Source organism: Mycobacterium sp. GA-1841, assembly GCF_001954135.1.
GTDB lineage: Bacteria > Actinomycetota > Actinomycetes > Mycobacteriales > Mycobacteriaceae > Mycobacterium.
In genome coordinates, this window is the sequence record NZ_MBEQ01000070.1 from 215,141 (window position 1) to 239,731 (window position 24,591).

Below are 24,591 nucleotides of genomic sequence, written 5' to 3' on the forward strand. Positions count from 1 at the left end.
CCCTCGAGCAGTCGCCCGCACGTGGCGATACGGCTGCGCCCGGGAACTCGACGGAGAACGCGCCGGTTAGTAAAGCACGACGGACGAGCTTAAACCGAGCTTGCACGGTAACCGTTTTCGACGACATTTCGGTGTCGGCGAGCGCGGGTGCCAAATGGAACAAGGAGAGATTGACGTGGCCAAGGGCAAGCGGACCTTCCAGCCCAACAACCGCCGCCGTGCGCGCGTGCATGGGTTCCGGCTGCGGATGCGCACCCGCGCCGGCCGCGCCATCGTCGCCAACCGTCGTAGCAAGGGCCGTCGCGCACTCACTGCGTGATCTTGCGGTTCTCAGGCGGGATCTAGCGCGGTGCTTCCGGCTCGATACCGGATGAGGCGGTCCGCGGAGTTCAGTGCCACCGTCAGTCGTGGCGCGCGTGCAGTCCAACCCGATGTGGTGGTACACGCGCTGCATGACGGGACGGACGCTACCGGCCCGCGGGTCGGTTTGATCGTGTCCAAAGCCGTCGGGAACGCGGTGGAACGTCACCGCGTGTCACGGCGGCTGCGTCATGTCGCGCGCAGCGTCATACCGCGACTGGAAGCCACCGACCTCGTGGTGATCCGCGCCCGCGCGGGTAGCAGTGAGGCACCGTCGCGTCGGTTGGAGCAGCAACTGCAGCGCGCTCTCGAGCGCCTGGACGCGCGGCGCGGGACGTCACCATGATTCGCCGGGCGGGCGCTGTGATGGCCCGCGGTGCGATTTCCGTCATCCAGCTCTACCGCCACGCCATCTCTCCGTACCGGCCACCGTCATGCCGGTTCATGCCGACCTGCAGTCAGTACGCGGTCGACGCCTTCACTGAGTACGGCTTGTTCCGCGGTGCGTGGCTGTCCTTGATCCGGCTGCTGAAGTGCGGCCCGTGGCACCCCGGTGGATGGGATCCCATTCCGGATCGGTGCCCCCACGATCACGAGTCCGTCAGTTCTGACGGGACCGTCCCTGGCGAGAAAGCCACCGCCGAAAACCTTGTCTGGGAGACCCCAGCGAAGCGAGGGGAGAGCAAGTCGCGTGTTTAACTGGTTCAGCCTGGACATCATCTATTACCCGGTGTCGGCGATCATGTGGGTTTGGTACAAGGCGTTCGCCTTCGTGCTGGGCCCCGAGAACTTCTTCGCCTGGGCACTGTCGGTGATGTTCCTGGTGTTCACTCTCCGCGCGATCCTCTACAAGCCCTTCGTCAAGCAGATCCGCACCACGCGGCAGATGCAGGAACTGCAGCCCCAGATCAAGGCGCTGCAGAAGAAGTACGGCAAGGACCGTCAGCGCATGGCGCTGGAGATGCAGAAGCTGCAGCGCGAGCACGGGTTCAACCCGATCCTGGGCTGTCTGCCGATGCTGGCCCAGGTCCCGGTGTTCCTCGGCCTGTACCACGTCCTGATGTCCTTCAACCGCACCCAGACAGGCATCGGCCGGTTGGGTCTGTCGGTGGAAGAGAACCGCAGCCTGGCCAACTACGTCTTCAGCGCGACCGACGTCGGGCACTTCCTCGACGCGAACCTGTTCGGGGCTCCGCTCGGCGCGACGATGATCCAGCAGCACGGGCTCGAGGCATTCACCGAATTCAACCGCTTGGCTGTTGTCATCGTCGGCGTGCCGATCATGATCCTGGCCGGCGTCGCCACGCACTTCAACAGTCGGGCCTCCGTAGCTCGCCAGAGCGTGGAAGCCGCGGCCAATCCCCAGACCGCGATGATGAACAAGCTCGCGCTGTACGTCTTCCCCCTCGGCGTGGTGGTCGGTGGACCGTTCCTGCCGCTGGCGGTGATCATCTACTGGCTGTCCAACAACATCTGGACCTACGGTCAGCAGCACTACGTGTTCGGGATGATCGAGAAGGAAGAGGAAGCCAAGAAGGCCGAGGCGCTCGAACGCCGCTCGGCGAACGCGCCCGCACCCGGTGCCAAACCCAATCGCGCCCGCAAGGCCGACACTGCGGCCATGGCAGCAGCCACCGAGGACGTCGATGACGCGACTCAGTCCGAAGACAAGAACCCGGCAGCGGAAGCGGGAGGGCAGAGCGTCAATCTCAACAAGCCCAAGCCCGGTGCGCGCCCCAAGAAGCGGAAACGGTGACCAGTTCTCACGCTGGCTACAAGTAGGGAGAAGACGGATATGACGGACGCACAGACGACCGAGCCCGAGGCCGAGGTGGAGGAGGGCACCCAGTCCGCGCCGAAGAGCGAGGACGATCTGGAGGAGCGACTGGTTGCCGAAGGCGAGATCGCCGGCGACTACTTGGAGGAGCTTCTCGACCTGTTGGACTTCGACGGCGATATCGACCTCGATGTCGAAGGCGACCGTGCGGTGGTGAGCATCGACGGCGGCGGGGACCTGAGCAAGTTGGTGGGCCGCAAGGGCGAGGTGCTCGACGCGCTGCAGGAGCTGACCCGACTGGCCGTTCATCAGAAGACCGGTGAGCGGAGCCGGCTGATGCTGGACATCGCGCGGTGGCGTCGTCGTCGCCGTGACCAGCTCGCCGCTCTGGGTGACAAGGTGGCCCGCCGCGTGCTGGAGTCGGGCGAGCGTGAAGAGTTGGCTCCGATGACACCGTTCGAGCGCAAGATCGTTCATGACGCGGTGGCCGCGGTCGAGGGCGTCCGCAGCGAGAGCGAGGGCGTGGAGCCGTCGCGACGCGTCGTCGTTCTGCTTGGCTGAGTTTTAGTTACACAGGTGTAGTTCGGAATGCGGCGACGGTGCCGTGGGGAGTGCGGAGGATGTTTCACGTGAAACATGGACCGGTTCCCGCGGCACCGGAAGCCGCGGCGGAGGTCTTCGGGGATCGTCTCGAGACCGCCGAACGGTACGCGGCAATTCTGGCCGGTGCCGGTGTCGAGTGGGGATTACTCGGTCCGCGGGAAGTGGACCGGATCTGGGACCGACACATTCTCAACAGCTCCGCGCTCGGAGAACTCGTGGCCCACGGTGAGCGCGTCGGTGATATCGGCAGTGGCGCCGGCCTCCCGGGTATCCCGTTGGCCTTGGCTCGTCCCGATGTGGACGTCGCCCTGATCGAACCGCTGCTGCGCCGCAGCGAGTTCCTGCGCGAGGCGATCACCGAACTGGGGATCGACGTGACGGTGGTGCGGGGCCGGGCCGAGGACACCGAGGTACGTCAGTCGGTCGGGGAGTTGGACGTGGTGACGTCTCGCGCAGTCGCCTCACTCGACAAGTTGACGCGCTGGAGCATGCCACTGCTTCGGGTGGACGGCAGGATGCTCGCGCTGAAAGGTGAGCGTGCCGAGGCCGAGATCGATGAGCACCGGCGTGTGATGGCTTCCTTGGGTGCAGTCGATGCCAGGGTGGTGAAATGTGGCGTGAACTATTTGAACCCGCCCGTAACCGTCGTCGCCGCACGGCGCTCGGCGGAGAGACCGGGCAGTCGGTCGACGGGCAGAGCCTCCGGGTCGCGGGGGAGATCGGGCAGGAGATGAGGATGGGTTCTGATCGGCAGCGAGCTGCCGGAGCGAAGGCGACGCCCCCTGTTTCACGTGAAACCGTTTCACGTGAAACATGGAATGACGGCGCTGCGTGGTCGACGGACGCGAGTATGGACACGCCTATTGCGGCTGAGGCGGAACAGGCCACCCGCGTGCTCCATACCTCGCACGGGCAGCTTCCCCGTCCCTCGCGCCAACGGGTGTTCACCATTGCCAACCAGAAGGGTGGCGTCGGCAAGACGACGACTGCGGTGAATGTCGCCGCGGCCCTCGCACTGCAGGGGCTGCGCACCCTGGTGATCGACCTCGACCCGCAGGGCAATGCCAGCACCGCGCTGGGCATCGAACATCGCCCGGGCACCCCGTCCTCCTACGAGGTACTCATCGGCGACATCCCGGTCGAGGAAGCGCTGCAGCGGAGCCCGCACAGCGAGCGCCTGTTCTGCATCCCCGCGACGATCGATCTCGCCGGCGCCGAGATCGAACTGGTCTCCATGGTGGCCCGCGAAGGGCGGCTGCGTTCCGCGCTCGCCGCGCTGGCCAACCACAATTTCGACTACGTCTTCATCGACTGCCCGCCGTCACTCGGTTTGTTGACGATCAACGCGCTCGTCGCCGCACCCGAGGTGCTGATTCCGATCCAGTGTGAGTACTACGCGCTCGAGGGTGTCGGGCAGCTTCTCCGCAACATCGAGATGGTCAAGGCGCACCTGAACCCCGAGCTGTCGGTGTCGACCGTGATACTGACGATGTACGACGGGCGGACGAAGCTGGCCGACCAGGTGGCCGAGGACGTCCGCGAGCACTTCGGCGACAAGGTGTTGCGCACCGTGATCCCGCGGAGCGTGAAGGTGTCCGAAGCCCCCGGATACGGGATGACGATCCTCGATTACGATCCGGGCTCCCGGGGCGCGCTGAGCTATCTTGACGCCAGCCGTGAGATCGCAGAGCGCGGGGCACCGCCCCGGGCGCAGTAGCAGTACCAGTGGGTAGACAGCGGACCGCAGTGATGAGCAGGAGACGACCATGAATCAGCCGGCACGGAAGCGGAGTGGCCTCGGCAGGGGACTGGCGGCGCTCATCCCGACCGGTCCCACGGAGGACGGCAACGATGCGCTGAGCCCCCGGATGGGTGCCAGCGCCGCCGACGTTCTCCTCGGACCCCCGGGCGCCTCCGACGACTCCGGCGTCGCCCCCACCGCCGCGGCTCCGGCCGTTGCACGTGAAACCAACCCGGTTGTCACCGGCGATGTCGGCGCCACCTACCGCGAGATCGATCCGAGCCTGATCCAGCCGAACCCCCGCCAGCCTCGGCAGGTGTTCGACGAAGAGGCACTGAGCGAGTTGGTGCACTCGATCCGTGAGTTCGGATTGATGCAGCCAATCGTCGTCCGTGAGGTGACCGAGGACGGCGAAACCCGCTATCAGCTGGTGATGGGGGAGCGGCGCTGGCGCGCCGCCCAGAAGGCCGGCTTGGAGACCATCCCGGCGATCGTCCGCGAGACCGGTGACGACAGCATGCTGCGTGACGCGCTGCTGGAGAACATCCACCGGGTACAGCTCAATCCGCTGGAAGAGGCAGCCGCCTACCAACAGCTCCTCGACGAGTTCGAGGTCACCCACGATGAACTGGCCGCCCGGATCGGACGGTCACGGCCATTGATCTCCAACATGATCCGCCTGCTGCGACTTCCGATCGCGGTGCAGCGTCGCGTGGCTGCCGGGGTGTTGTCCGCGGGCCACGCGCGGGCGCTGCTGGCGCTCGAAGGCGGTCCGGAAAAGCAAGAGGAGTTGGCCGCCCGGATCGTCGCGGAAGGGATGTCGGTGCGCGCCACCGAGGAGGCCGTGACGCTGGCCAACCGTGATGGCATTACTGCGCCGCCGGCCCCGCGACGCAAGCCGATCCAGATGCCGGGACTGCAGGACGTTGCTGAACGACTCTCCTCTGCCTTCGACACCCGAGTCACCGTGAGTCTCGGCAAACGCAAGGGCAAGATCGTGGTCGAGTTCGGCTCAGTGGACGATCTGCAGCGCATTGTCGACATCATGAGCGCAGAACAGCCCTGAAAACCCACGACCGACGACACCAGGCTGTTCCGTCACTGTGACACATCAGTGATCAGCGCACCCGGCCGCGAACGCAGTAGGAAGCAAAGTAGCTGTGCGGCATAGCATTTCACCTCGGAGGCGGAACGCGATGAGATTTTCGGGGCACAGTGCGTCCGTCCGGACGGACTCTCCTATCCTTGAGGGGCAGCCACGCACTCAGTGTGAAAGCCAGGGACCTCAGTGACAGCACGGATCACGCCGCTTCGGCTCGAGGGTTTCGAGCAGTTGCCCAAGCATGCGCGACGGTGTGTGTTCTGGGAAGTCGATCCGACCACCATCGATGACGACCGCCTGAGTGATCCCGAGTTCGAGAAAGAAGCGTGGCTTTCCATGGTCATGCTGGAGTGGGGATCGTGCGGTCAACTCGCCGTCATGACGAGTAGGGGCGACGAACCGGATGCGGCATCCGAGGAATCACAAGCGGATGCGGCGGACCCGGCCGGCCGGTTCGACGTGGTGGCCGCAGCGTCACAGTTCGGCTTGGCCCCGCCGGCCGGTGCGGACGAACCGTGTTTGGGCTTCGCGTTCTACGCGCCCCCCGGAGCGGTGCCTCGGGCCCGGCTTTTCCCCACCGCCCCGGTGAGCGCCGATGCGATTCTGCTGACCGCCGTCGGCGTGGATTCCACCGAGGACAGCGAGCGGTTGTCCCAGAGCCTACTTGCCGCGGTGGTCAACGATCTGGTTCGTCGCGGAGTCCGTGCATTGGAAGCCTTCGGCTACACCGCGGCTCTCACCGAACTTTCCGGCAGCGGGAAGCTACCTGCAGAGCTGTCCGCGGCGACGCAGGTCCTGGGAGACTGCGCGGTGGACCAGTGCATGCTCGAATCCGATTTCCTCGAAGATGTCGGCTTCACGGTCATCGCACCACATCCGTACTTCCCGAGACTGCGGCTGGAACTCGACAAGGGACTCGGCTGGAAAGCTGAAGTGGAAGCCGCGCTCGAGCGGCTGTTGGAGAACGCGCACATCGAGTTATCGGTCGGCGCGGGCATGTCCAGCACCGGCGTGGGGTCGAAAAGCTCTGCGCCACAGTAAATCTGTGATTGACTCAGCCGGATCGGCGGCGTACTGCGCGAGCGGCGCGGGCACTGGCCACGCGTATCGCAATCGCGACGATGAACTGTGAGCCGGGAATGACTGTGCGGAAGCTGATCTCCGTGGTGATCCGAGTACCGCCGGCAGCCGGCTCGACCGTGATCTGGCCGGTGTAGTCGCGGAACGGCAGGCCGGACAGCAGCTCGTATCGCAATGTCGTCGGCGCCTCGAACGCTGTGATCCGTTCGCGGACGGGAGATCCGAACAGGTGAATGGCACGCACGGCGCCCACCCCGTCGCGATCGGGGCTGCCGACCTGTTCAAGGACGACCTTGCGCGCGGGCATCCACTCCGACATGAGTTCATGATTGGAGACAACGTCCCACGCCACACGTCGATCAGCGGCGACACAGCGGGTGTCGGTGTAGTGGAAAGTCCGCGCCATATCGTCCAGCTAAGCACGGATCGGCGCTCACGCTCAGGTTTGATTGGCGCTCACGCGCCGCGGCCCGCCTGTTCCACCGAAAGCTCATGCGCCAACAACTCGGCGAAGGTGAAAGTGCCTGTGGGGCGGTCGTTTTTACCCAACAAGTACAGTCGCTTGACCGCGGCCAAGATGCCCTCGGCGATCGCGTCGCGAGTGTGGGTCGACAGCAGCAGGCCGCGATCGTGCGGGTTGGTGATGTAGCCGATGTCGACCTGGACCGTGGGCATGCGAGTCAGCCGTAGCAGGTCCCAGGTGCGGCCGTGGGAGCGGCAGTCACGTAAACCGGTGCGCGCCACAACTTCTCGTTGAATGAAGTCGGCGAGATTGCGGCCGATGGTCGACACCGAGCCGTGGGAGTTGCCGAAATGGAACGATGCCACGCCGTTGGCGGCGGGGGAGGTCTGTGCTTCACAGCGCAGGCTGATCATCAGATCGGCACCGACGGTGTTGGCCGTGTTGGCGCGATCGACGTCGAGCGGGCTGCGGTTGGCGGGCCGGGAGATGAAGGTTTCCATGCCGATCGCGGTCATCCGGCCCTCGAGCCGACTCGCCAAGTCCCACAAGATGTCCGCTTCGCTGATCGGACCGTCGGGCCCGTGCATGATCATCCCGTGGTCCGCGCCGCCGCGGCCCGGATCGATGATGACGTGTTTACCGGACAGGCGGGGACCCGAGCGGCGGACCAGTTCCTCTTCGCGAATGGCGTGCGGTGAGCCGCCGGTGACGCGGGGACCGAGGAAATACAACGAGCGCAACGTCTCCGGCCCACAGATACCGTCGGGGTAGAGACCGTACTCGCGCTGATAGGAGGACAGCGAGTTGTGCGTCTGCAGGCCGAAATGCCCGTCGACCATGCCGGTGTAGAAACCGAGATCCTGCAATCGGGCCTGCAGGGTGGCGACGTCGTCGCCGTACATGGGCGCCCCGAACTGGTGGGTCAGGGTACGGGCGCCGAGACGGTAGGAGGCCTCGCGCAGGGCACGGTAGGTGGCCTCGCCGACGATGCCGTCCACCAGCAGACCCCGGTGCTGCTGAAAGGCTCGGACCGCACGGTCGAGCTCGTCGTCAAAGGCGTCGAGCGCAACATGTCTACCGGTGCTCAGGTCAGCGTCTGGGCTGTCCATCAGACCTAACGCGGCCAACGCTGCCCGGATCTCGGTGACTGCTCCGCCACGATCACCGCGACGCAGACTCGACATTCGGCCCCTCCATGCTGGTCTCCGGCCGTCTGCCGGACTAGCTAGCCAGCATTGTCTCAGACTTCGGCCACATACCGGAAAACGCCAGGCGTATCCGCGGTGGGCGTGGTGTCGGTTTCAGGTGGTGTCAGAGGGCGTCGGCAAGCTCGCGCAGCAGTGCGGCCTTGCCCTTGGCGCCGACGATGCGCTTCACCGGTGCGCCGTCCTTGAACAGGATCATGGTCGGGATCGACACCACCTGGAAATCGCGTGCGGTGGCCGGGTTGGCGTCCACGTCGATCTTGGCGACCCGCAGTTCGCCGGCCTTCTCGCCGGCGATCTCCTCGAGCACCGGGGCGACCATCTTGCACGGCCCGCACCAGGTGGCCCAGAAGTCCACCAGCACCGGGGTGCTGCTGCTCAGGACGTCGTTGGAGAACGAATCGTCGGTGACCGTAACTGTTGCGCTGTCCGCACTCATGGAGCTCTCCTGTCGTCGAAAACTGTTGGGGGTCAGCTGTTGTCCGCGAGCCAACGCTCGGTGTCGATGGCCGCCGAACAACCGCTGCCCGCGGCGGTGATGGCTTGGCGGTAGGTGTGGTCGACAAGGTCGCCGGCGGCGAAGACACCGTCGAGGGTGGTGGACGTGGTCCGGCCGATCACCTTCACGTAGCCCTCGTCGTCGAGTTCGATCTGGCCGCGCACGAGACCCGAGCGGGGATCGTGGCCGATCGCCACGAACACGCCGGTCACGTCGAGCTTGGACTCCTCGCCGGTGACGGTTTCGCGCAGCCGCACCCCGGTGACCTTCGGGTCGCCCTCGATCTGGGTGATCTCGGTGTTGGTCAGGAAGGTGATCTTCTCGTTGGCCCGGGCGCGCTCCAGCATGATCTTGGAGGCGCGGAACTCGTCGCGGCGGTGCACCAGGGTGACCGAACGGGCGAAACGGGTGAGGAACGTCGCCTCCTCCATCGCCGAGTCACCGCCACCGACCACGATGATGTCCTGGTCGCGGAAGAAGAAGCCGTCGCAGGTGGCGCAGGTGCTCACGCCCATGCCGGTCAGGGCTTCCTCGCCGGCCACCCCGAGGTGCCGGGCTGCGGCGCCCATCGCCAGGATCACCGAGCGGGCCTGGTGGGTCTCGTCGCCGACGGTGACCGTTTTCACCGGGCCAGTGAGGTCGACGGCGTCGACGTCTTCCATGCGCAGATCGGCGCCGAAGCGCAGCGCCTGCTCACGCATCTCGTCCATGAGCTCGGGCCCGGTGATGCCTTCGCGGAAACCGGGGTAGTTCTCCACCTCGGTGGTGGTCATCAGGGCGCCGCCGAACTGCGTGCCCTCGAACACCAGCGGCTTGAGCTGGGCGCGGGCGGCATAGATGGCTGCGGTGTAACCAGCCGGGCCGGAACCGATGATGATGACGTCATGAACCGTCGCTGAGGTGGACATGTAGGCCTTTCTGCCGTTCTCGGCACGGGTTGCAACGTCAGCCTAGGCCGGATCTGTTCCCAGGCGAGCGCGTAGATCAGACTACGGACTTCTCACCGGGCGGTTGATCACGGTCCGGGCCAGTAATCCGGCCTGACTGCCGTCGCAATCCGCCGCGACCACGAGCGCGATGACGGCGTCAGCGGTCGGCTGGTCTGCGGCCGGCAACAACATCAACACCCCGGGCTGTCCGCCCATGCCGTGCCGCCGGGCACCGAGAATCTGCACGTCGGGCGGGTAACCGAGGGCCTGCAGGCACGCCGCGCGGTGCTGCGGATCGGTCAGGGGACCGAAGTCGGATGGCGCCGAGAGCAGCCCGAGGACCTGAGAATCGGGCAGATCGATCGCGGTGCGCGGCGGTGACACGCTGATCTGGCCGAGGCTGGTCAGTGTCGACGTGGTCGTCGCCGGCGCGCGCAGCAACATCACGCTGCCGACCACGATCGCCACCACGGCCGCGCTCACCCCGGCGAGCGCCGCCAACAGCTTCCAGCGTCTGGCCGGAGGGCCCGGCGCAGCCCGCAACGCCTCGGACAGGCGGGCGCTGACGTCCTCGGGGACCGGGGGAGCTGACGCCGGGTCCGCGCCGAGCGCGCGGACATCCCGGCGCACCCGATCGAGGGCGGACAGGATGGCCCTGGCCTCGGGCCCGGCCTGTGGATCGGTGCGCACCCGTCGGCGCACCTGGGCGGCGGTGGCGTCGTCGAGTAGCCCGGCCTGTAGGTCAGCGAGCAGCTCAGCAGGTATCGGGCCGTCCGACGGCACTCGGGGCGGGCTGCCGTTCATCGGTTTCAAAATACTGGAGCAGCCGCGCCAGCTTGGTCCTGGCGCGGGCACACCGGCTCTTCACGGTGCCTTCGGCCACCCCGAGCAAGCGCGCGGTCTCGGCCACCGAATAGCCCTGCATGTCGACGGCCACCACGGCGGCGCGCTGCTCGACCGGCAGCTGCATGAGCGCCCGTTCGATCATGATGGCGGTGTCCACCCGCGGGGCCGGATCTCCAGCGGGATCACGCAGGTGACGCAAGTGGCCGAGTTCGTGGAGAGTCGCGGCGGGCTGGTGGCGTGACCGGCGTACCCGGTCCAGGCAGGCGTTGACCACGATGCGGTAGAGCCAGCTGCTCACGGCCGAGTCGTAGCGGAACGACGCGGCCGTGCGATGTGCCGAGAACAATGCGTCCTGTACCGCGTCGTCGGCATCCTCATGGTGACGGCTGGTCAGAAATGCCAAGCGGCGCAGCTGAGGGTGGTGGCGGTGGACGAGCTCCTCGAACGCGTAGCGGTCTCCGGCGACGTGGGCCGCGAGCAATTCGGCATCAGAGCGATCGGTCGCGTCGTGCTCCCGCGTCTGCTCCGCCGGCTTGCCGGTCCCCCCGAACCTTCCCACACGCTGAACTTAAACGCTGTCGGGCGACCACCCGGACACTTGTTTGCCAGCATCGGCATAACGCCAGCTCACAGCGTTACGAGGGCTGTGGATAGGGCGTCAGGAGGCCGCCTTGACGGTGATCTCGGAGATGTCCGTGCGGCTCTTGCCGTCCACGGTGCCCAGTGTCGAGATCCACACCAGCACGTACGACGTCGACGACGCCTTGTCCACCGAGATGGTGTTGGAGCCGGGCTTCAGCGTCGTCGACGGGGTCAGTTCGGTGGTGTCCGACAGCGACGACGGGGACGCCGACTTCGCCGAGCGGATCTGCACCGAGGTGCCGGTGCTGGTGACGTTGAGGGCGACCGAACCGATCACCGTCGGCTCCGGCAACTGCAGCATGAGGCCGACCCCGTTCTTGAATCCGGGAAACGGCGCGGGATCGGAGTAGGTGTCGGTGGACCACGCCGTGCTCGAGTTCCCGTCGATGGCCTGCCCGGCGGTGGCCGGTGAATCAGCCTCACCTTCAGGTGAAAACACCGTCGCCCGAACAGGTTTCACCGTGCTGCCGCTGGCGGCCGAGGAACCTTCCGGGTTCTCCTCGCTGCTTGCCGAGGGCGCGTTCAAGCCGAGTTCGTCGCGGTTGAGCCCGCCGCCGACATCACCGAAGATGCGGTTGAGGATGGAGGCCATCACCAGCAGCGCCACCAGGACGACGGCCGCCGCCACGCTGATCCCGATGATCAGTCCCTTGCGCCGTCGAGCCTCGGCCGCCTCGTGCTCTTCTGGGGTCTCGTGGGCCCGGACCGGGGCGGCGGGGGCCGGAGTCTCCTCGAACGAACCCATCAACTCGGTCCGGTCGGCGATCGCGGTGGCCTGCTGCAGCAGGTTCAGAAGGGTTGGGGCGCTGCGAATTCCGCCACCGGGCTGGACGGCGCGGGCGGCGGCAGCCGAGATCTGGAACGGGATGTCGCGATCCACCGCGCGCGGTTCGACCGGTTGCCCGGCCGGATCGAGCGCCGCCGGGTCCAGACCACTGCGCGACCCGGATTCCTTCAGCGGCCAACGGTTGACCAGCAGGGCGTACAGTGCGGCACCGATGCCACGGATGTCGTCGTCGGGCGTGGCGTCGGGCATGGTGGCCGGGAAGGCAAGCGCCACATCACCTTCGATGCTGACCCGGACTCGGCTCGGGTGATCGATGGACAGCGCCACCCCGGCCCGGTGCGCCGCCTCGGCGGCCGCGGCCAGTGACTGGATGGCCCGGGCCCCACCGACAGGCGAGGGCGAGGTGTCGGCCACCTCGGCCAGAGAACCGCCGCGGATCCACTCCGAGACGATCAGCCCGCCGGAACCACTGTGTGCCACATCCAGCACTCGGGCGATACCGGGAACGTCGATGCGGCTGAGTTTGAGTGTGCGCGAGAGGATTTCCTGCACCTGCGCGTCGGACATGGTGGCGTCCGGGTCGACGAACGTCAACGCCACCTGGCGGTCCAGTGCGGTGTCCAGGGCCTGCCAGAATTGCAGATGCGGTGGGCCGCCGTGGAACACGAGCAACCGGTAGCGGCCGTCGGCGATGGTGGCCCCGGGGATGAGGTGCACATCGTCGTCTTCCGGCTCCAGCGCGGCCTCGCGCGGCGCCGCGAACGAGATGGGTTCCCGGGTCGGGTCGCCACCGAAGTCGGTGACGGGCCGGGCCGTGCCGTTCGACCGGCCTCCGCCGTGCTCGGCCGATGCCGCCACCGAGGTGTTGTCCTCGGCTGACGCAGCTGACGTGGCCGGCATCGCTGTCGTGGACGACGTAGCCGACGGCTCGTTCGGCGCGACGTCCGGCTCGAACTCGTCGGGTTGGAACTCGTCGGGCTGGAACTCGTCGGCACTCGGCCGCGGCAGCTTCGTCGTCTCGCTCGTCATCTCGGACGTGGAGGTGGCGTTCCGTGCCGAGCCGTCCGCAGATTCGTCGGTCACCGGTGGTCCTTTCCACATCCCCGCCCCGGCAACACCCGCCGGGGTCCCGCCTCCGGCGGCTGCCGGGCTAGACGGCCACCGATCAGGAGAAGAATTCCTCTGATCAGGGTACGTGACGGGCGCCGCAGGGTGCGGCGCGACGGGCGGCGCAATTGTGGGCACGGCTACCTGTTCGGTCGCCGGTGGAGCGCCCTGCCCCCGCCCGAGTCGGCGGCGCACCAACGCCAGTGCCGACTGCGCTTCGGGAATCCGGGCGGCCAGCATGACGCCGGCGATGATCGGCAGCATGATCAGCCCCAGCACGAGCAGGCGCAGGATCGAGCCGCCGGCGCCGGCGTGCGCGGTCAGTGACTCCAGCCCGAGCAGCTGATCGGCCGTGTGCGCCACCAGGCTGGCGAGCAGCGCGCCCGCCAGCGTCACCAGGATCGTGCGGATCACGGTGTCGCGCAGCATCCGCCCGCCGCGGGGACGCAGGTTGGACTTCAACAACAGGTGACCGACCACCGCGCCGGCGAGGAATCCCAGGCCGTTGGCCAGGCCCAGGTAGCCGGCCACCATGTTGGCGTTGTCGGTCAGGTGGGGGACGGCGACGGAGGCGACGATCTTGACGGTGGTGATCACCACGATGATGAAAATCGGGGTCCACGGCTTTTCCCGCGCGTAGAAGACCCGCAGCTGCAGCAGCACCAGCGCGTAGGGGATGAGCGTGAACGACGACAGCGTGATCGCCATCCCCAGGTAACCGGCGTCCGAGGCGCTGAAGTTTCCATAGGCGAACAGCGCGCTGCCGATCGCCGGGCCGCCGACGGTCATCATCGCCACGACGGGGATGAGCGTCACCATGGTGAGCCGGGTGGCCAGGGAGAAATCGTCGAGCACGGCGGGCACGTTGTCGGCCGCGGCGTTGCGGCTCAACCGCGGCATCACCACCGTGAGCACCGTGACGCCGATCATTCCGAACGGCAGCATCAACACCAGCCAGGTGTAGTTGTAGATGGCCGGCCCGGTGTCGGCCGCCCCGCTGGCGATCTGATTGCCGACGATCAGTCCGATCTGGCTGATCAGCACGTAGAGCACCATCGCGGCGGCCATGGCGCCGAACTTCTTGAGTCGGGCGTCGATGCCCCACAGCGGGCGCAGACTGACCCGTTCGGCCCGGATCGCCACGAACAGCACCGCGGCCTGGGCGACCACGCCCAGCGTGGTGCCGATGCCCAGCACCACCAGCTTGGCGGTGCCCATGTGCGGCGGATCCACCGAGAACTCACCGGGGACCAGGACGAAGACGCCCAGCGTCACGATCGCCACCAGGTTGTTCAGCACCGGTGCCCAGGCCGGCGGGCCGAACACGTTGCGGGTGTTGAGGATCGCGGTGAAGACCGCGGACAATCCGTAGAACAGCACCTGCGGCAACAGCAGGTAGGCGAACGCGGTGGTCAACGGATTGTTGACCTTCGGATCACTGCCGAGCATGAGCCGCACCAGCAGCGGCGCGCACAGCACCGACAGCACCGTGGTGACCAGCAGCAGCGTGGTGGCCAGGGTCACCAGTCGGCGGACGAAGGCGGTGCCGCCGTCGGCGTCGTCGCGTTCGGCGCGGGCCAGCACCGGAACGAAGATCGCGGTGAACGTGGCTTCCAGCACCAATGCGGCCACCATGTTGGGCAGCTGGTTGGCCACCGAGAACGAACTGGTCAGCGCCCCGCCCAGCAGTGCCATCAGCAGGACGAACCGGAAGAAGCCGGTGATGCGGGAGACCAGGGTGGCGAACGCGATGCCCCATGACCGGGACACCACCGCGGCGTCCGACAGTTCGGCGCGGCCGGCCGGCCGGGCCGGACCCCTGGCGTGCGGAATTCGGGGGGGCCCCGGCGGGCGGGCCGGGTGCTGGTCGGGCGAGGTCATCGCGACCGGTCCGGACTGCTCGGGTGCGGCTCGTCGTGGCTGGTGTCGTTGTTGAACGCCATCGCGACGTCGAGAGGGTCGGGATGTTCGCCCGGGGGGATGAGGTCGGCCCGGTCGGGTTGGCCGCGGAAGCGGTGCCACAGCCGGCGACCGGCCAGCGCCACCAGCACCGCCCCGGCCGAGAGGGTGATGAAGAACAGCACCTTGCCGTAGGCATTGGAGTGCACCGACAACCGCACCGGGTCGCCGAGGGTCAGGCCGTCGGGGGTCTGCAAGCTGACGTCCACGGCGACGCGTTGGGTGAAGTGCACCTCGATCGGGACCCGCAACGGCAGGTAGCCGGGCGGCAGCACGATCTCGCCCATGTCGGTGACGGTCATGCCGGGCGGCGCGTCGACGTGCAGCCGCACCCGTACCGGCACCGGCAGATCGTTGCGCAGCGCCAGCGGCAACGGACTGCGCTCGGTGGCCAGGGTGTAGGCGCCGCCGGGATTGACGATCGTCACCGCGCCGAACATGTCGTTCACACTGCGGTTGACGGCCCCCAGCCGTTGTTCGGCCAGTCCATCCCGGGCTTCGGGGGGCACGGACTGGCTCAGTGCGCGCAGTGTGTCCTCCCGCAGCGGCGCGGTGTACTGCATGCCGGTCAGCCCGGTGCGCTCGTCGGTGGCCAGCGCGGCGGTCAACCCCCACAGCCGGCCGACCACGGCGGCGATGCCGGTGTCGATGTTCGCGTCGATGCGGCCGCGCGGGTTGCCGAGGGATTCCGGCGGCGGCGGTTGCAGCGGTTGCGGTGGCAGCGCGTTGCTCTCGGCGATCAGTGTGGGCAGTGGGCGTGGCACGGCCAGACCGGCGTGGATCGTGGTGGCCACCGTCGTCAGGATGGCCTGCGCATCGTCGGCGTCCAGCGACCACACCAACGGTGGCATCAGGACCTGGGTCCGGGGCTGCTCGCTCGGGGTGAGGCCGCGCCACAGCATCGCGCCGAGAGCGTCCTGACGACGGGCGGTCGCCGAGTCGTGGTGGACCGGGATGTCGAGTGAGGGATCCAGGTACGACGGCGCCACCGGATCGGTACCGGCACCGGCGAGCGCGGCACCGACGGCCGGGTCGAATCCGACCGCCACCACGTCCGGCCGATATCGCTGTGGCGTGACATCGGCGGTTTCGGGTGCGCCGGTCTCGGAGTCCTGTGCCGTGATGTGGGCGGCGGCGATGGGCACGGTCTGCCCCTGGGCGGCCAGCAGATCCAGAGCCGGGCGGGTGAGCGGACCGTCGCCCATGATGCTGGCGCCGCGGATCGAGGTGATGCCCAGGATCTGATCGACGATGTCGCCGGTGCCGTTGGTGGCGATCGCGCTCAGCCCCGGATCGCCGACTCGCTGCAGGGCGCTCAAATCGGCTTGGGCATAGTTCGTCGGTGCCACGCACAGCCGCCCGGCCAGGGCCCGCAACCGGTTGAGCCAGTTGATCGCCGCGTCCTGGCCGGCGCCGGGACGCGTCGGGGTACCGGCCCCGGTGTCCGGGCCGTCGTTGACGACGTAGCCGCCGGTCATCGCGTTGACCGTGACCAGCAGGTCCGGATCGACCGCCAGGCACATGGTGGCGCGCATCTGCCCGCCGGAGTCGACCGTGGGACCGGTGGCGAAGTCGGCTGCCGACAGCAGGGTGTCGAGCCTGCCGCCGGGGGCCAGCGACGCCGCCAGGGTGTCGTCGACCAACCGCACCGGAGTGGTGCCGCCCGGGGCGCCCGGGGCGAGTCGCGGCCGGTCGGCCAGTGGCCACAGCAGGGTCATCCGCACCGGTTGGGAGGTGTCGGGCGGTACCACCGAATTGAGGGTGTCGGCGGCCGACGGTGACTCGCCGTCGGAGCGCTCGGCGCCATCGGGGGGTACGCCGAGAACGGGCAACAGGAAGCGGGCGTCGTCGAGCCGGGCCGGGGCCCCGTAATCGGGGGTGCCGTTGACGTTGATCAGCACCGGGTAGACACCCGGTTCCTGGATGTGCAGTGACGGATGGTCCCCGGCCCGCAGGGGATAGGACAGCGTGAAGCCGACGGATTCACCGCGCTGCATCTCGGGTGCCACCGTGACGAAGTCGGCCACCGGCTCGAATTGGTCGAGGTCTCCGGTGAGGTCGGTGCGCAGCTGACTCGACGACGTCACGGCCCGGGCGTGCTCCATCCGGATCACCACGTCGCGCACCGGGCGGTCACCGACGTTGAGCACGGCTCCGCTCACGGTCAGTGTCGAGTCGCTGGTGGTGGTGACGACCTCGGGGGTGACCTTGTCGATCCGGATCGTCAGGAACGGCAGCGGGGTGGGTTCGCTGGCAGCGGCCCGGGGCAGCAGGGTGGGCAGGGCCATCGCCGACCACGTCGAGAACAGCATCACCACCGCAGCGAGCACCACTGTGCGCGCCAGGGCGGTCACGGTCCCTGTCCGCATCCGTTCGTGCGCCGGCGGGGCTGGGGTTGCACAGAGTCGTCGCGGCGGTGATTGCGAGTGTGGGAGTGCGTCTGCGGCCGCCGCCGAGGTGCACTGCGGGGCAGCGGCGGCAATGCGGCCGGCCCGTCGGTGTGCAGCTTGTCGATGAGTTCCCCGGCCACTTCCGCGAGCTTGCGTTCGTCGGCATAGGCCAACCGGGAGGCCAGTTCGCGCAGCGGAACCCAGGCCACCTCGGTCACCTCGACGTCGTCGTCGGACAGTTCCCCGCCCTGGAAGCGCATGAGGTAGTGGTGCACGGTCTTGTGCACTCGGCGGCCCTCGGTGACGAACCAGTAGTCGATGCTGCCCAGTGCGGCCAGCACGTCACCGCGGATGCCGGTTTCTTCGGCGACTTCGCGGATCGCGGTCTGCTCGGCCGTCTCGCCGAGCTCGATGTGGCCCTTGGGCAGCGACCACAGCATTCGCCCGCGCCGGTCGACCCGGCCGATCAAGGCCGCCACCTGGGTGTCCTTGGGGCCGTCGATGCCGTCGATGACGAGGCCACCGGCAGAGGTCTCGTGGACGGTGCGGAGCCGTTCCTGGGGACGACGCGGCCGCTTGTGCTGTTTGGACTGGTCACGTGGGGTAGGTGCAGGCACTGCGGCGGCGACGGGCGGGTGATCGGCGTCCGTGCCGTGGTCATCGGCCGGGGGGCCCGCCGCCCGCTGGGCACGGCGACGGCCACGACGCCGACTGCGGCGCCGTCTTGGTTTGGCCTGTTCGCCGTCCGACACCCAAGCGATAGTAGCTGCCACGGGGTTGGCCTCCCGCCGCACTCGCCGGTTGTGACCAGACCGCGAGCATTAGGCTCATCGAACGTGTCCGACGCTGCTGTATCTGATGCCGAATTGCTGGCCGGCGCACTCGTCGCGCTGAACCGCCGCGCGGAGGTGCTTCGCGAGCTCGGTGCGGTGTTCGCCGCCGCGGGCCATGAGCTGTACCTGGTCGGCGGCAGTGTGCGCGATGCCTTGCTGGGCCGGTTGACCGAAGACAGCGATCTGGACTTCACCACCGATGCCCGCCCCGAGCAGATGCTGAAGTTCCTGCGACCGTGGGCCGACGCGATCTGGGACACCGGCATCGAGTTCGGCACCATCGGCGTGGGCAAGCGTGGTCACCGGCTCGAGATCACCACGTTCCGCGCCGACAGCTACGACCAGGTGTCGCGGAACCCGACGGTCGAGTTCGGTGACAACCTGGACGACGATCTGGTGCGCCGTGACTTCACCGTCAACGCCATGGCGGTGCGGATCACGCCCCAGGGCCCGGCCCAATTTCATGACCCGCTGGGTGGTTTGGCGGCCATCCAGGCCAAGGTGCTCGACACCCCGTCGGCGCCGGAGGTGTCGTTCGGAGACGATCCGCTGCGCATGCTGCGGGCCGCGCGGTTCGTCTCCCAACTCGAGTTCGGGGTGGCGCCGCGCGTGCTCGAGGCATTGTTGGAGATGGCTCCGCAGTTGTCCCGCATCACCGTCGAACGGGTGGCCGCCGAACTGGACAAGCTGCTGCTGAGCCAGGATCCCGTGGCCGGTGTCGACCTGATGGTGCAGACCGGGCTCGGCGAGGTGGTGCTGCCCGAGGTCGGCGAGATGCGGATGGCCATCGACGAGCACCACCAGCACAAGGACGTGTACTGGCATTCGTTGACCGTGTTGCGTCAGGCCGTGGATCTCGAAGATCAGGGCCCGGACCTGGTGTTGCGGTGGGCTGCGTTGCTGCACGACATCGGCAAGCCCGCGACCCGTAAGCACGAATCCGACGGCGGGGTGAGTTTTCATCACCACGAGGTGGTCGGAGCAAAGATGGCCCGCAAGCGGATGCGGGCACTCAAGTACTCCAAGCAGATGGTCGACGACGTGTCGCAGCTGGTCTATCTGCACCTGCGGTTCCACGGCTATGCCGACGACAAGGGCACCGGCAAGTGGACCGATTCCGCCGTGCGTCGTTACGTCACCGACGCCGGTCCGCTGCTGTCCCGGCTGCACAAGCTGGTGCGCGCCGACTGCACCACCCGCAACAAACGCCGCGCCGCGCGGCTGCAGGCCAACTACGACGATCTGGAGAACCGGATCGCCGAACTGGCGGCCAAGGAGGATCTGCAGCGGGTGCGGCCCGACCTCGACGGCAACGAGATCATGCAGATCCTCGGGATTCCGGCCGGTCCGCAGGTGGGCGAGGCGTGGAAGTACCTCAAGGAGCTACGGCTCGACCACGGGCCGTTGTCGCGCGAACAGGCCGTCGACGAATTGTTGAAATGGTGGAACGCCAGGAGCTGATCGTGCGTCTGATCAGTCATGGACTACTGCCTGGGTGAGCCCGACGGAACCGCGAGCATCTTCACCGGAACCCCCGACGTGGATGTCGACGGCAACGGCAGCCTTGACGGGCTGGGGCTCGATATCGACGAGGACGGCCGGATCGACGATGTGATGGCCGATCTCGACGGCGACGGGATCGCCGAGCACGCCGTACTCGACGTCGACGACGATGACCATGCCGAAAGCTATTTCACCGACGATGGTTCGGGCACCTGGGCATTGCGGGTGGATCGCACCGGACAGGTGCGGTGGTTCGGCCTGGACGGGGTGGAGCACACGGGCGGACCGCTGATCGATTTCGACGCCGACGGCACCGCCGACGATCGACTGCTCGATGCCGACGGGGACGGGCTGGCTGACCGGGCGCTGGCCGGGGAGTTGGCCTACGTCGACACCGACGGTGACGGCCGCTGGGATCTGAAGCTGGCCGACACCGATGGCGATGGCCGGGCCGACTCGGTGTCTTAGCCCCGGCCGGCCCCCGGCGGGCCGGCGAAGGCCTGGGCGATGGTCAGCCACGTGGCGGCGTCGGTCCCCACGGCGGTCACATCGAGATCGGCCGGCGCCCGTCGCTGGGTCACCAGCATGCAGAAGTCTTCGGCCGTACCCGTCACCCGTTGGGCGGCCTCGGCCGGTCCCCACTCCCACATCGAGCCGTCCGGGGCGGTCAACTCGATCCGGAACTCCTCGGCCGGCGGCGTCAACCCGTGCACGGTGAATGCGAAATCCCTTGTGCGAACGCCGATATGAGCAATAGACCGGAGCCGTGTGGTGGCCGGGCGACGTGCCCCGAGTGCGTCGGCCACATCCAGCCCGTGCGCCCAGGTCTCCATCATGCGGGCGGTGGCCATCGAGGTCGCGCTCATCGGCGGGCCGAACCAGGGCAGCTTGCGGCCGTCGGCCACGTTCACCAGTTCGGTGTGAAGTCGGGCGCGGGTCTCACGCCACTGCGCGAGCAGCCGGTCGGGTGGCGTCAGCGCAAGCTCCTCGGCGGCGGCGTCGACGAACCCGGTCGGGTCCTGCATGGCCTCGGCGAGCACGGCGTCGAAGCCGGCCTGGTCGGTGATCGCGAGCACCGACACGCGGTCGGTCCACCACAGGTGGGCGATCTGATGGGCAATGGTCCAGCCCTGCGCCGGGGTGGGGGCGGCCCACCGCTCGGGCGATAGATCGGCCACCAACGCGTCGAGTTCGTCGCTCTCGGCAGACAAATCGGACACGACGGCCGCGACGCTCACCATGGCGGTCAGCCTAGACCGGCCGCGCACCCGGCTTCGGCGAGGCCACCGCGGCGTGCAGGCCGAGACCGACCAGATACGCCGCCGCCCCGGCCGCAACCAACCCGGGCGAGTGTCCGTCGGCGGGGATCACCGCGGCCGCCGCCGCGATTGCCAACACGAACGACATCCAGAACAGCGCGTCCTGCACGGTGAACACGTGGCCGCGCAGCGCGTCGTCGACGTCGATCTGCATGGCCGAATCCGCGCACAGCTTCACCAGCTGGCCGGCCGCACCGAGCACCAGACCGCACGTCAGCATCACAGGGATGTGCAGCCCGATGGCCAACAGTTGCACCACCACGGCGACACCGAGGGCCCCGTTGGCCGTCCGGTACCGCCCGAACCGGCCGATCACCGCCGGGGCGGCCACGGTGGCGGCGAACTGTCCGATCCCGCCGGCCACCACGAACAGCACCGCGGTACCGAGCCCGAGACCGGTCACGTCGGGATCGTCGGTGTGCCGCACGATGACCAGCACCAGCAGCGAGTTGATCCCGAACGCCATCCGGTGGGCGGCCAGCCCGGCCAACGTACCGGCGACCGGCCGGACGGCCAGCACCGTGCGGGCGCCGTGCACCCAGCCGGTCGACACCGCGTACGCCACCGAGCCGTGGATGGCCCGTTTGCTCTCATGCGGACCGAGGACGTGCGGTCCGAAGCGGATCGACAACCACAGCGCCAACGCCACCGGCAACGCCACGATGAACATCACCACGGCCGCACCGGTGTCGTCCGCGCCGAACAATTTCCGCGGCAGCAACATGAAGTCCGCACCGAGGAAGGCCGCGACCGCGCCGATCGCGGTGGCCACCGAGTTCATCGTGACCACCTGGTCGCGGGGCACCACATCGGGCAGCGAGGCCGACAGACCCGACGAGACGAACCTGGTCAACCCGTTGACGATCAAGGCCCCGCACAGGATCGGCACGTCGTCGGCGCCCACGGTCAGCAGTACGCCCACCAGCAGCACGAGCAGCAGCCGGCCGACGTTCGCGCCGACGAGCACCAGGCGCCGGTCCCAGCGGTCCAGCAGCGCTCCGGCGAACGGGCCGAGCACCGAGTACGGCAGGAACATCACCGCGAACGCCGCGGCGATCTGCCACGGCTCGGCCTGGCGCTCCGGGTTGAACAGGATCGCCCCGGCCAGGCCGGCCTGGAACAGCCCGTCACCGAACTGGCTGACCGCGCGCAACTCCAGGAGCCGGCGGAATTCGGTCATGCCACGCAGCGAGTGCCAGAGGGCGCCGAGCGCGCGAGCATGAACCACCCGATCCACAGTACAAAGCTCCCTCGACATCCCGACCGCCGCCGAAATCTCACCGCGCCCGGTCTTGTTCGCCACGTCACGGCAATCGCGGTGCCATGATGTAAGCGTGGCGCAGTCAGAAGACCCGGAGGATTTCATCGCGCCTGCGGCGCAGCGGGTGCGGCCGGGCACGCTGTTGCTGGCCAACACCGATCTGCTCGAGCCGACCTTCCGGCGCAGCGTCATCTACATCGTCGAACACAACGCCGGCGGAACCCTCGGTGTGGTGCTCAACCGACCCAGTGAGACAGCGGTCTACAACGTGCTGCCGCAGTGGGCCAAGCTCACCGCCAAACCGAAGACCATGTTCATCGGCGGGCCGGTCAAGCGGGACTCGGCACTGTGCCTGGCGACCCTGCGGGTCGGCGTGCAGGCCGATGGGGTGCCGGGGCTCCGGCATGTGCAGGGCCGGGTGGTGATGGTCGATCTCGACGCCGATCCCGACACCCTGGCCCCGGCGATCGAAGGGGTGCGGATCTTCGCCGGTTACTCGGGCTGGACCATCGGCCAGCTCGACGGCGAGATCGAACGCGACGATTGGATCGTGCTGTCGGCCCTGCCCTCTGATGTGTTGGCCGAGGCACGACTCGATCTGTGGGGCCGCGTACTACGACGTCAGCCGCTGCCCATGTCGATGCTGGCGACGCACCCGATCGACGTCAGCCGCAACTAGTTCGGCGTCACTCGCAGGTCAGCGTGCAGCCGGCGCACGATCCGGCACAGCCGCCACCGGACTGACCCTGGGCTTCTGTGACGGCCACGGCCTTGGCGCTCTGCCAGCAGCCCGTGGCCACGGTGGCGACGGCCCCGATGATGCACACGACGACCACCATCAGACCGGTGTGAGGTGCGGCGGCCAGGCCGGCGGCGCCACCGGCGGCCAGCATGACCGCGGCGGCCAGTTGGGTGGGCGCCACGGCCCGCAGAACCGAGCGCACGGGATCACCGGTGCGAGGTCTGGTCAACAACCACAGCCCGAACACGCCGACGATGACGGCGGCGCTCAAACACAGCAGCGCGGCGATCAGCATGCGCCACACAATACGAGGCGCCGGTCGAAGTTGCGAGGTCGCCCCGGGTGTCGCCGGGTCAGCCCTGCAGGCCCAGGAGCTGCGGCAAACCCGGTACCGGGGCGGGCGGCGGCGCGACCGGCGTAGCTGGAGCCGGGGGAGCGGCCGGTGCCGGACCGCTGACCTTGAAACCGGACACGATCGCGTCGGCGGCGTCGGCAGCCGCGGAAACACCCTGGTTGGCGGCCGAGTAGTTCACCGACAGGGACACCAGATAGTGGTCCGGGCCCGCAGCGGCCAGGATGTGCCTACGCGAGGTGTTGAGCATCTGGCTGCCGGACTGGTAGCTACCTTCGATGAATGCGGCGGGGAAGCCGTTGAAGTCGCCCATGGCCATGTCGGTGGTCCGCCAGTTCTGCAACTGCTGGCTGTCGACGTAACCGTGGCTGATGGCTTCGGCCGGATCGAAATTGCCGACGAGCTTGTAGACCACCACCTGAGCGTTCGGGGTGTAGAGGTCGGTGCTGGACCGGTCGGCGATCACGGCGAACGCGTCGGGCACGTTGGGATCGGGCACCTTGGTCCAGCCCGACGGCAGCGGCAGCACGATGCTCAGTGCCTTGAAGTCGTGGCTGACCTGGGGCTCCATCTTGACGCCCTTGCTCTTGAAGAACTCGGCGAGGGTGCCGGAGGTGGCTGGGCTGATGGTTTGCGCGACCGGGGCCGGCGCGGCCACCGGCGCCGCGGACGCCACCGCGGGTGCCGGAGTGACCGGTGCACCGGGAGCCACCGGCGCCGCGGCGGGGGCCACTGTGACGGTCTGGGTCACCGTCACCGGACCGGGGACGCTGGGAACCGGGAGCAGGGGTTCGGCTGAGGCGGTCTGACCAGCGAAACCGACAACCCCGGCCACGCCGGCGGCTGCGCCCGCTGCCAGCACCCGCCACCGGCGGGCCAACTCGATCATCACTCGTTCCTTCCGCAAACTGTGCGCTCACCAGGCGACTTTCACCAGGGGCCGAGACTATCCGCGGGTCGGCAGCTACCACCAGCAACTCAATCGAGTCGGAATCAACCCCTGACTGTGCTGCGATGCAACCGATACCAAGCCGTGGCCTTGGGGCCGTCGGACGGGCGGTGAGCTGGCCAAACCGTGGCCTTATACCCTG

General features: G+C 68.0%; 25 protein-coding genes. 12 read left to right on the forward strand and 13 right to left on the reverse strand.

The window, feature by feature from the left end:
- Positions 1-175: 175 nt before the first annotated feature.
- From rpmH to A5740_RS17495, 9 genes are all read left to right on the forward strand, one after another.
- On the forward strand, positions 176-319 hold the full coding sequence (gene rpmH / locus A5740_RS17455; RefSeq protein WP_003898363.1) for a 50S ribosomal protein L34: 144 nt from the start codon (positions 176-178) through the stop codon (positions 317-319).
- 30 nt (positions 320-349) lie between these two features.
- Positions 350-706 (forward strand): ribonuclease P protein component, encoded by a 357-nt coding sequence (gene rnpA / locus A5740_RS17460; RefSeq protein ID WP_076195934.1) that lies wholly within the window; start codon positions 350-352, stop codon positions 704-706.
- Positions 703-1,059: a membrane protein insertion efficiency factor YidD gene (yidD, locus tag A5740_RS17465; RefSeq protein WP_076195936.1), complete on the forward strand. Its 357-nt coding sequence runs from the start codon at positions 703-705 to the stop codon at positions 1,057-1,059. The genes rnpA and yidD overlap by 4 nt, the downstream gene beginning before the upstream one ends.
- Before the next feature lie 43 nt (positions 1,060-1,102).
- Positions 1,103-2,116, forward strand: a complete 1,014-nt coding sequence (yidC, locus tag A5740_RS17470; protein WP_254849231.1) for a membrane protein insertase YidC — start codon at positions 1,103-1,105, stop codon at positions 2,114-2,116.
- A 39-nt stretch (positions 2,117-2,155) separates the two neighbouring features.
- On the forward strand, positions 2,156-2,698 hold the full coding sequence (locus A5740_RS17475; RefSeq protein WP_076195940.1) for a R3H domain-containing nucleic acid-binding protein: 543 nt from the start codon (positions 2,156-2,158) through the stop codon (positions 2,696-2,698).
- 59 nt (positions 2,699-2,757) lie between these two features.
- Positions 2,758-3,474, forward strand: a complete 717-nt coding sequence (gene rsmG / locus A5740_RS17480; RefSeq protein ID WP_076195942.1) for a 16S rRNA (guanine(527)-N(7))-methyltransferase RsmG — start codon at positions 2,758-2,760, stop codon at positions 3,472-3,474.
- Between the two features lie 2 nt (positions 3,475-3,476).
- Complete coding sequence (locus A5740_RS17485) at positions 3,477-4,457, forward strand: ParA family protein (protein ID WP_371454766.1); 981 nt, start codon at positions 3,477-3,479, stop codon at positions 4,455-4,457.
- Positions 4,458-4,506: 49 nt separating this feature from the next.
- The gene (locus A5740_RS17490; RefSeq protein WP_076195946.1) at positions 4,507-5,547 is read left to right on the forward strand and encodes a ParB/RepB/Spo0J family partition protein; all 1,041 of its coding nucleotides are present in this window, start codon (positions 4,507-4,509) and stop codon (positions 5,545-5,547) included.
- 222 nt (positions 5,548-5,769) lie between these two features.
- Positions 5,770-6,624: an acetyltransferase gene (locus A5740_RS17495; protein WP_076195948.1), complete on the forward strand. Its 855-nt coding sequence runs from the start codon at positions 5,770-5,772 to the stop codon at positions 6,622-6,624.
- Positions 6,625-6,637: 13 nt separating this feature from the next.
- Here A5740_RS17495 and A5740_RS17500 read toward each other — a convergent pair whose 3' ends face one another.
- From A5740_RS17500 to A5740_RS17540, 9 genes are all read right to left on the reverse strand, one after another.
- Positions 6,638-7,069 (reverse strand): SRPBCC family protein, encoded by a 432-nt coding sequence (locus tag A5740_RS17500; RefSeq protein ID WP_076195950.1) that lies wholly within the window; start codon positions 7,067-7,069, stop codon positions 6,638-6,640.
- A gap of 50 nt (positions 7,070-7,119) precedes the next feature.
- Positions 7,120-8,310, reverse strand: a complete 1,191-nt coding sequence (locus A5740_RS17505; RefSeq protein ID WP_076195952.1) for an N-acetylmuramoyl-L-alanine amidase — start codon at positions 8,308-8,310, stop codon at positions 7,120-7,122.
- A gap of 127 nt (positions 8,311-8,437) precedes the next feature.
- Complete coding sequence (gene trxA / locus A5740_RS17510; RefSeq protein WP_076195954.1) at positions 8,438-8,770, reverse strand: thioredoxin; 333 nt, start codon at positions 8,768-8,770, stop codon at positions 8,438-8,440.
- Between the two features lie 32 nt (positions 8,771-8,802).
- Positions 8,803-9,738, reverse strand: coding sequence for a thioredoxin-disulfide reductase (gene trxB, locus A5740_RS17515; RefSeq protein WP_076195956.1), 936 nt, complete (start codon positions 9,736-9,738; stop codon positions 8,803-8,805).
- An 81-nt stretch (positions 9,739-9,819) separates the two neighbouring features.
- Positions 9,820-10,563, reverse strand: a complete 744-nt coding sequence (locus A5740_RS17520) for a hypothetical protein (protein ID WP_076195958.1) — start codon at positions 10,561-10,563, stop codon at positions 9,820-9,822.
- Positions 10,514-11,164, reverse strand: a complete 651-nt coding sequence (sigM, locus tag A5740_RS17525) for an RNA polymerase sigma factor SigM (RefSeq protein ID WP_076195959.1) — start codon at positions 11,162-11,164, stop codon at positions 10,514-10,516. The genes A5740_RS17520 and sigM overlap by 50 nt, the downstream gene beginning before the upstream one ends.
- Before the next feature lie 99 nt (positions 11,165-11,263).
- Positions 11,264-15,022 (reverse strand): murein biosynthesis integral membrane protein MurJ, encoded by a 3,759-nt coding sequence (gene murJ / locus A5740_RS17530; RefSeq protein WP_076195961.1) that lies wholly within the window; start codon positions 15,020-15,022, stop codon positions 11,264-11,266.
- Positions 15,019-17,412 (reverse strand): DUF6049 family protein, encoded by a 2,394-nt coding sequence (locus A5740_RS17535; RefSeq protein WP_371454767.1) that lies wholly within the window; start codon positions 17,410-17,412, stop codon positions 15,019-15,021. Before A5740_RS17535 ends, murJ begins: the two co-directional genes overlap by 4 nt.
- 38 nt (positions 17,413-17,450) lie before the next feature.
- Positions 17,451-18,242 carry an NUDIX hydrolase gene (locus A5740_RS17540; protein ID WP_076195965.1) on the reverse strand — a complete coding sequence of 264 codons (792 nt, stop codon included), beginning with the start codon at positions 18,240-18,242 and terminating at the stop codon, positions 17,451-17,453.
- Positions 18,243-18,326: 84 nt separating this feature from the next.
- On the opposite strand from A5740_RS17540, the gene A5740_RS17545 reads away from it, so the two are divergent.
- Complete coding sequence (locus A5740_RS17545; protein ID WP_076195967.1) at positions 18,327-19,784, forward strand: CCA tRNA nucleotidyltransferase; 1,458 nt, start codon at positions 18,327-18,329, stop codon at positions 19,782-19,784.
- An 18-nt stretch (positions 19,785-19,802) separates the two neighbouring features.
- Positions 19,803-20,294, forward strand: coding sequence for a pullulanase (locus tag A5740_RS17550; RefSeq protein WP_076195969.1), 492 nt, complete (start codon positions 19,803-19,805; stop codon positions 20,292-20,294).
- Here the strand turns inward: A5740_RS17550 and A5740_RS17555 are convergent.
- Both A5740_RS17555 and A5740_RS17560 read right to left on the reverse strand, forming a co-directional pair.
- Positions 20,291-21,067: a TIGR03084 family metal-binding protein gene (locus A5740_RS17555; RefSeq protein WP_076195971.1), complete on the reverse strand. Its 777-nt coding sequence runs from the start codon at positions 21,065-21,067 to the stop codon at positions 20,291-20,293. The genes A5740_RS17550 and A5740_RS17555 overlap by 4 nt on opposite strands.
- 10 nt (positions 21,068-21,077) lie before the next feature.
- Complete coding sequence (locus tag A5740_RS17560) at positions 21,078-22,373, reverse strand: MFS transporter (RefSeq protein WP_076196035.1); 1,296 nt, start codon at positions 22,371-22,373, stop codon at positions 21,078-21,080.
- Between the two features lie 106 nt (positions 22,374-22,479).
- On the opposite strand from A5740_RS17560, the gene A5740_RS17565 reads away from it, so the two are divergent.
- Positions 22,480-23,085, forward strand: a complete 606-nt coding sequence (locus A5740_RS17565; RefSeq protein WP_076195973.1) for a YqgE/AlgH family protein — start codon at positions 22,480-22,482, stop codon at positions 23,083-23,085.
- Positions 23,086-23,092: 7 nt separating this feature from the next.
- On the opposite strand, the gene A5740_RS17570 is transcribed toward A5740_RS17565, so the two are convergent.
- Together A5740_RS17570 and A5740_RS17575 are read right to left on the reverse strand one after the other, a co-directional pair.
- Complete coding sequence (locus A5740_RS17570) at positions 23,093-23,443, reverse strand: hypothetical protein (protein WP_076195975.1); 351 nt, start codon at positions 23,441-23,443, stop codon at positions 23,093-23,095.
- 58 nt (positions 23,444-23,501) lie between these two features.
- Positions 23,502-24,389: an LpqN/LpqT family lipoprotein gene (locus A5740_RS17575; RefSeq protein ID WP_076195977.1), complete on the reverse strand. Its 888-nt coding sequence runs from the start codon at positions 24,387-24,389 to the stop codon at positions 23,502-23,504.
- Positions 24,390-24,591: the final 202 nt, after the last annotated feature.

What these genes read in the sequence shown, in the direction of transcription:
- yidD (WP_076195936.1), top strand. Translation starts at nt 703, where the DNA reads ATGATTCGCCGGGCGGGCGCTGTGATGGCCCGCGGTGCGATTTCCGTC.
- yidC (WP_254849231.1), top strand. Translation starts at nt 1,103, where the DNA reads ATGTGGGTTTGGTACAAGGCGTTCGCCTTCGTGCTGGGCCCCGAGAAC.
- A5740_RS17475 (WP_076195940.1), top strand. Translation starts at nt 2,156, where the DNA reads ATGACGGACGCACAGACGACCGAGCCCGAGGCCGAGGTGGAGGAGGGC.
- rsmG (WP_076195942.1), top strand. Translation starts at nt 2,758, where the DNA reads ATGTTTCACGTGAAACATGGACCGGTTCCCGCGGCACCGGAAGCCGCG.
- A5740_RS17485 (WP_371454766.1), top strand. Translation starts at nt 3,477, where the DNA reads ATGGGTTCTGATCGGCAGCGAGCTGCCGGAGCGAAGGCGACGCCCCCT.
- A5740_RS17490 (WP_076195946.1), top strand. Translation starts at nt 4,507, where the DNA reads ATGAATCAGCCGGCACGGAAGCGGAGTGGCCTCGGCAGGGGACTGGCG.
- A5740_RS17500 (WP_076195950.1), bottom strand. Translation starts at nt 7,069, where the DNA reads ATGGCGCGGACTTTCCACTACACCGACACCCGCTGTGTCGCCGCTGAT.
- A5740_RS17505 (WP_076195952.1), bottom strand. Translation starts at nt 8,310, where the DNA reads ATGTCGAGTCTGCGTCGCGGTGATCGTGGCGGAGCAGTCACCGAGATC.
- trxA (WP_076195954.1), bottom strand. Translation starts at nt 8,770, where the DNA reads ATGAGTGCGGACAGCGCAACAGTTACGGTCACCGACGATTCGTTCTCC.
- trxB (WP_076195956.1), bottom strand. Translation starts at nt 9,738, where the DNA reads ATGTCCACCTCAGCGACGGTTCATGACGTCATCATCATCGGTTCCGGC.
- A5740_RS17520 (WP_076195958.1), bottom strand. Translation starts at nt 10,563, where the DNA reads ATGAACGGCAGCCCGCCCCGAGTGCCGTCGGACGGCCCGATACCTGCT.
- murJ (WP_076195961.1), bottom strand. Translation starts at nt 15,022, where the DNA reads ATGACCTCGCCCGACCAGCACCCGGCCCGCCCGCCGGGGCCCCCCCGA.
- A5740_RS17535 (WP_371454767.1), bottom strand. Translation starts at nt 17,412, where the DNA reads ATGCTGTTCTCGACGTGGTCGGCGATGGCCCTGCCCACCCTGCTGCCC.
- A5740_RS17550 (WP_076195969.1), top strand. Translation starts at nt 19,803, where the DNA reads ATGGACTACTGCCTGGGTGAGCCCGACGGAACCGCGAGCATCTTCACC.
- A5740_RS17555 (WP_076195971.1), bottom strand. Translation starts at nt 21,067, where the DNA reads ATGGTGAGCGTCGCGGCCGTCGTGTCCGATTTGTCTGCCGAGAGCGAC.
- A5740_RS17570 (WP_076195975.1), bottom strand. Translation starts at nt 23,443, where the DNA reads ATGCTGATCGCCGCGCTGCTGTGTTTGAGCGCCGCCGTCATCGTCGGC.
- A5740_RS17575 (WP_076195977.1), bottom strand. Translation starts at nt 24,389, where the DNA reads ATGATCGAGTTGGCCCGCCGGTGGCGGGTGCTGGCAGCGGGCGCAGCC.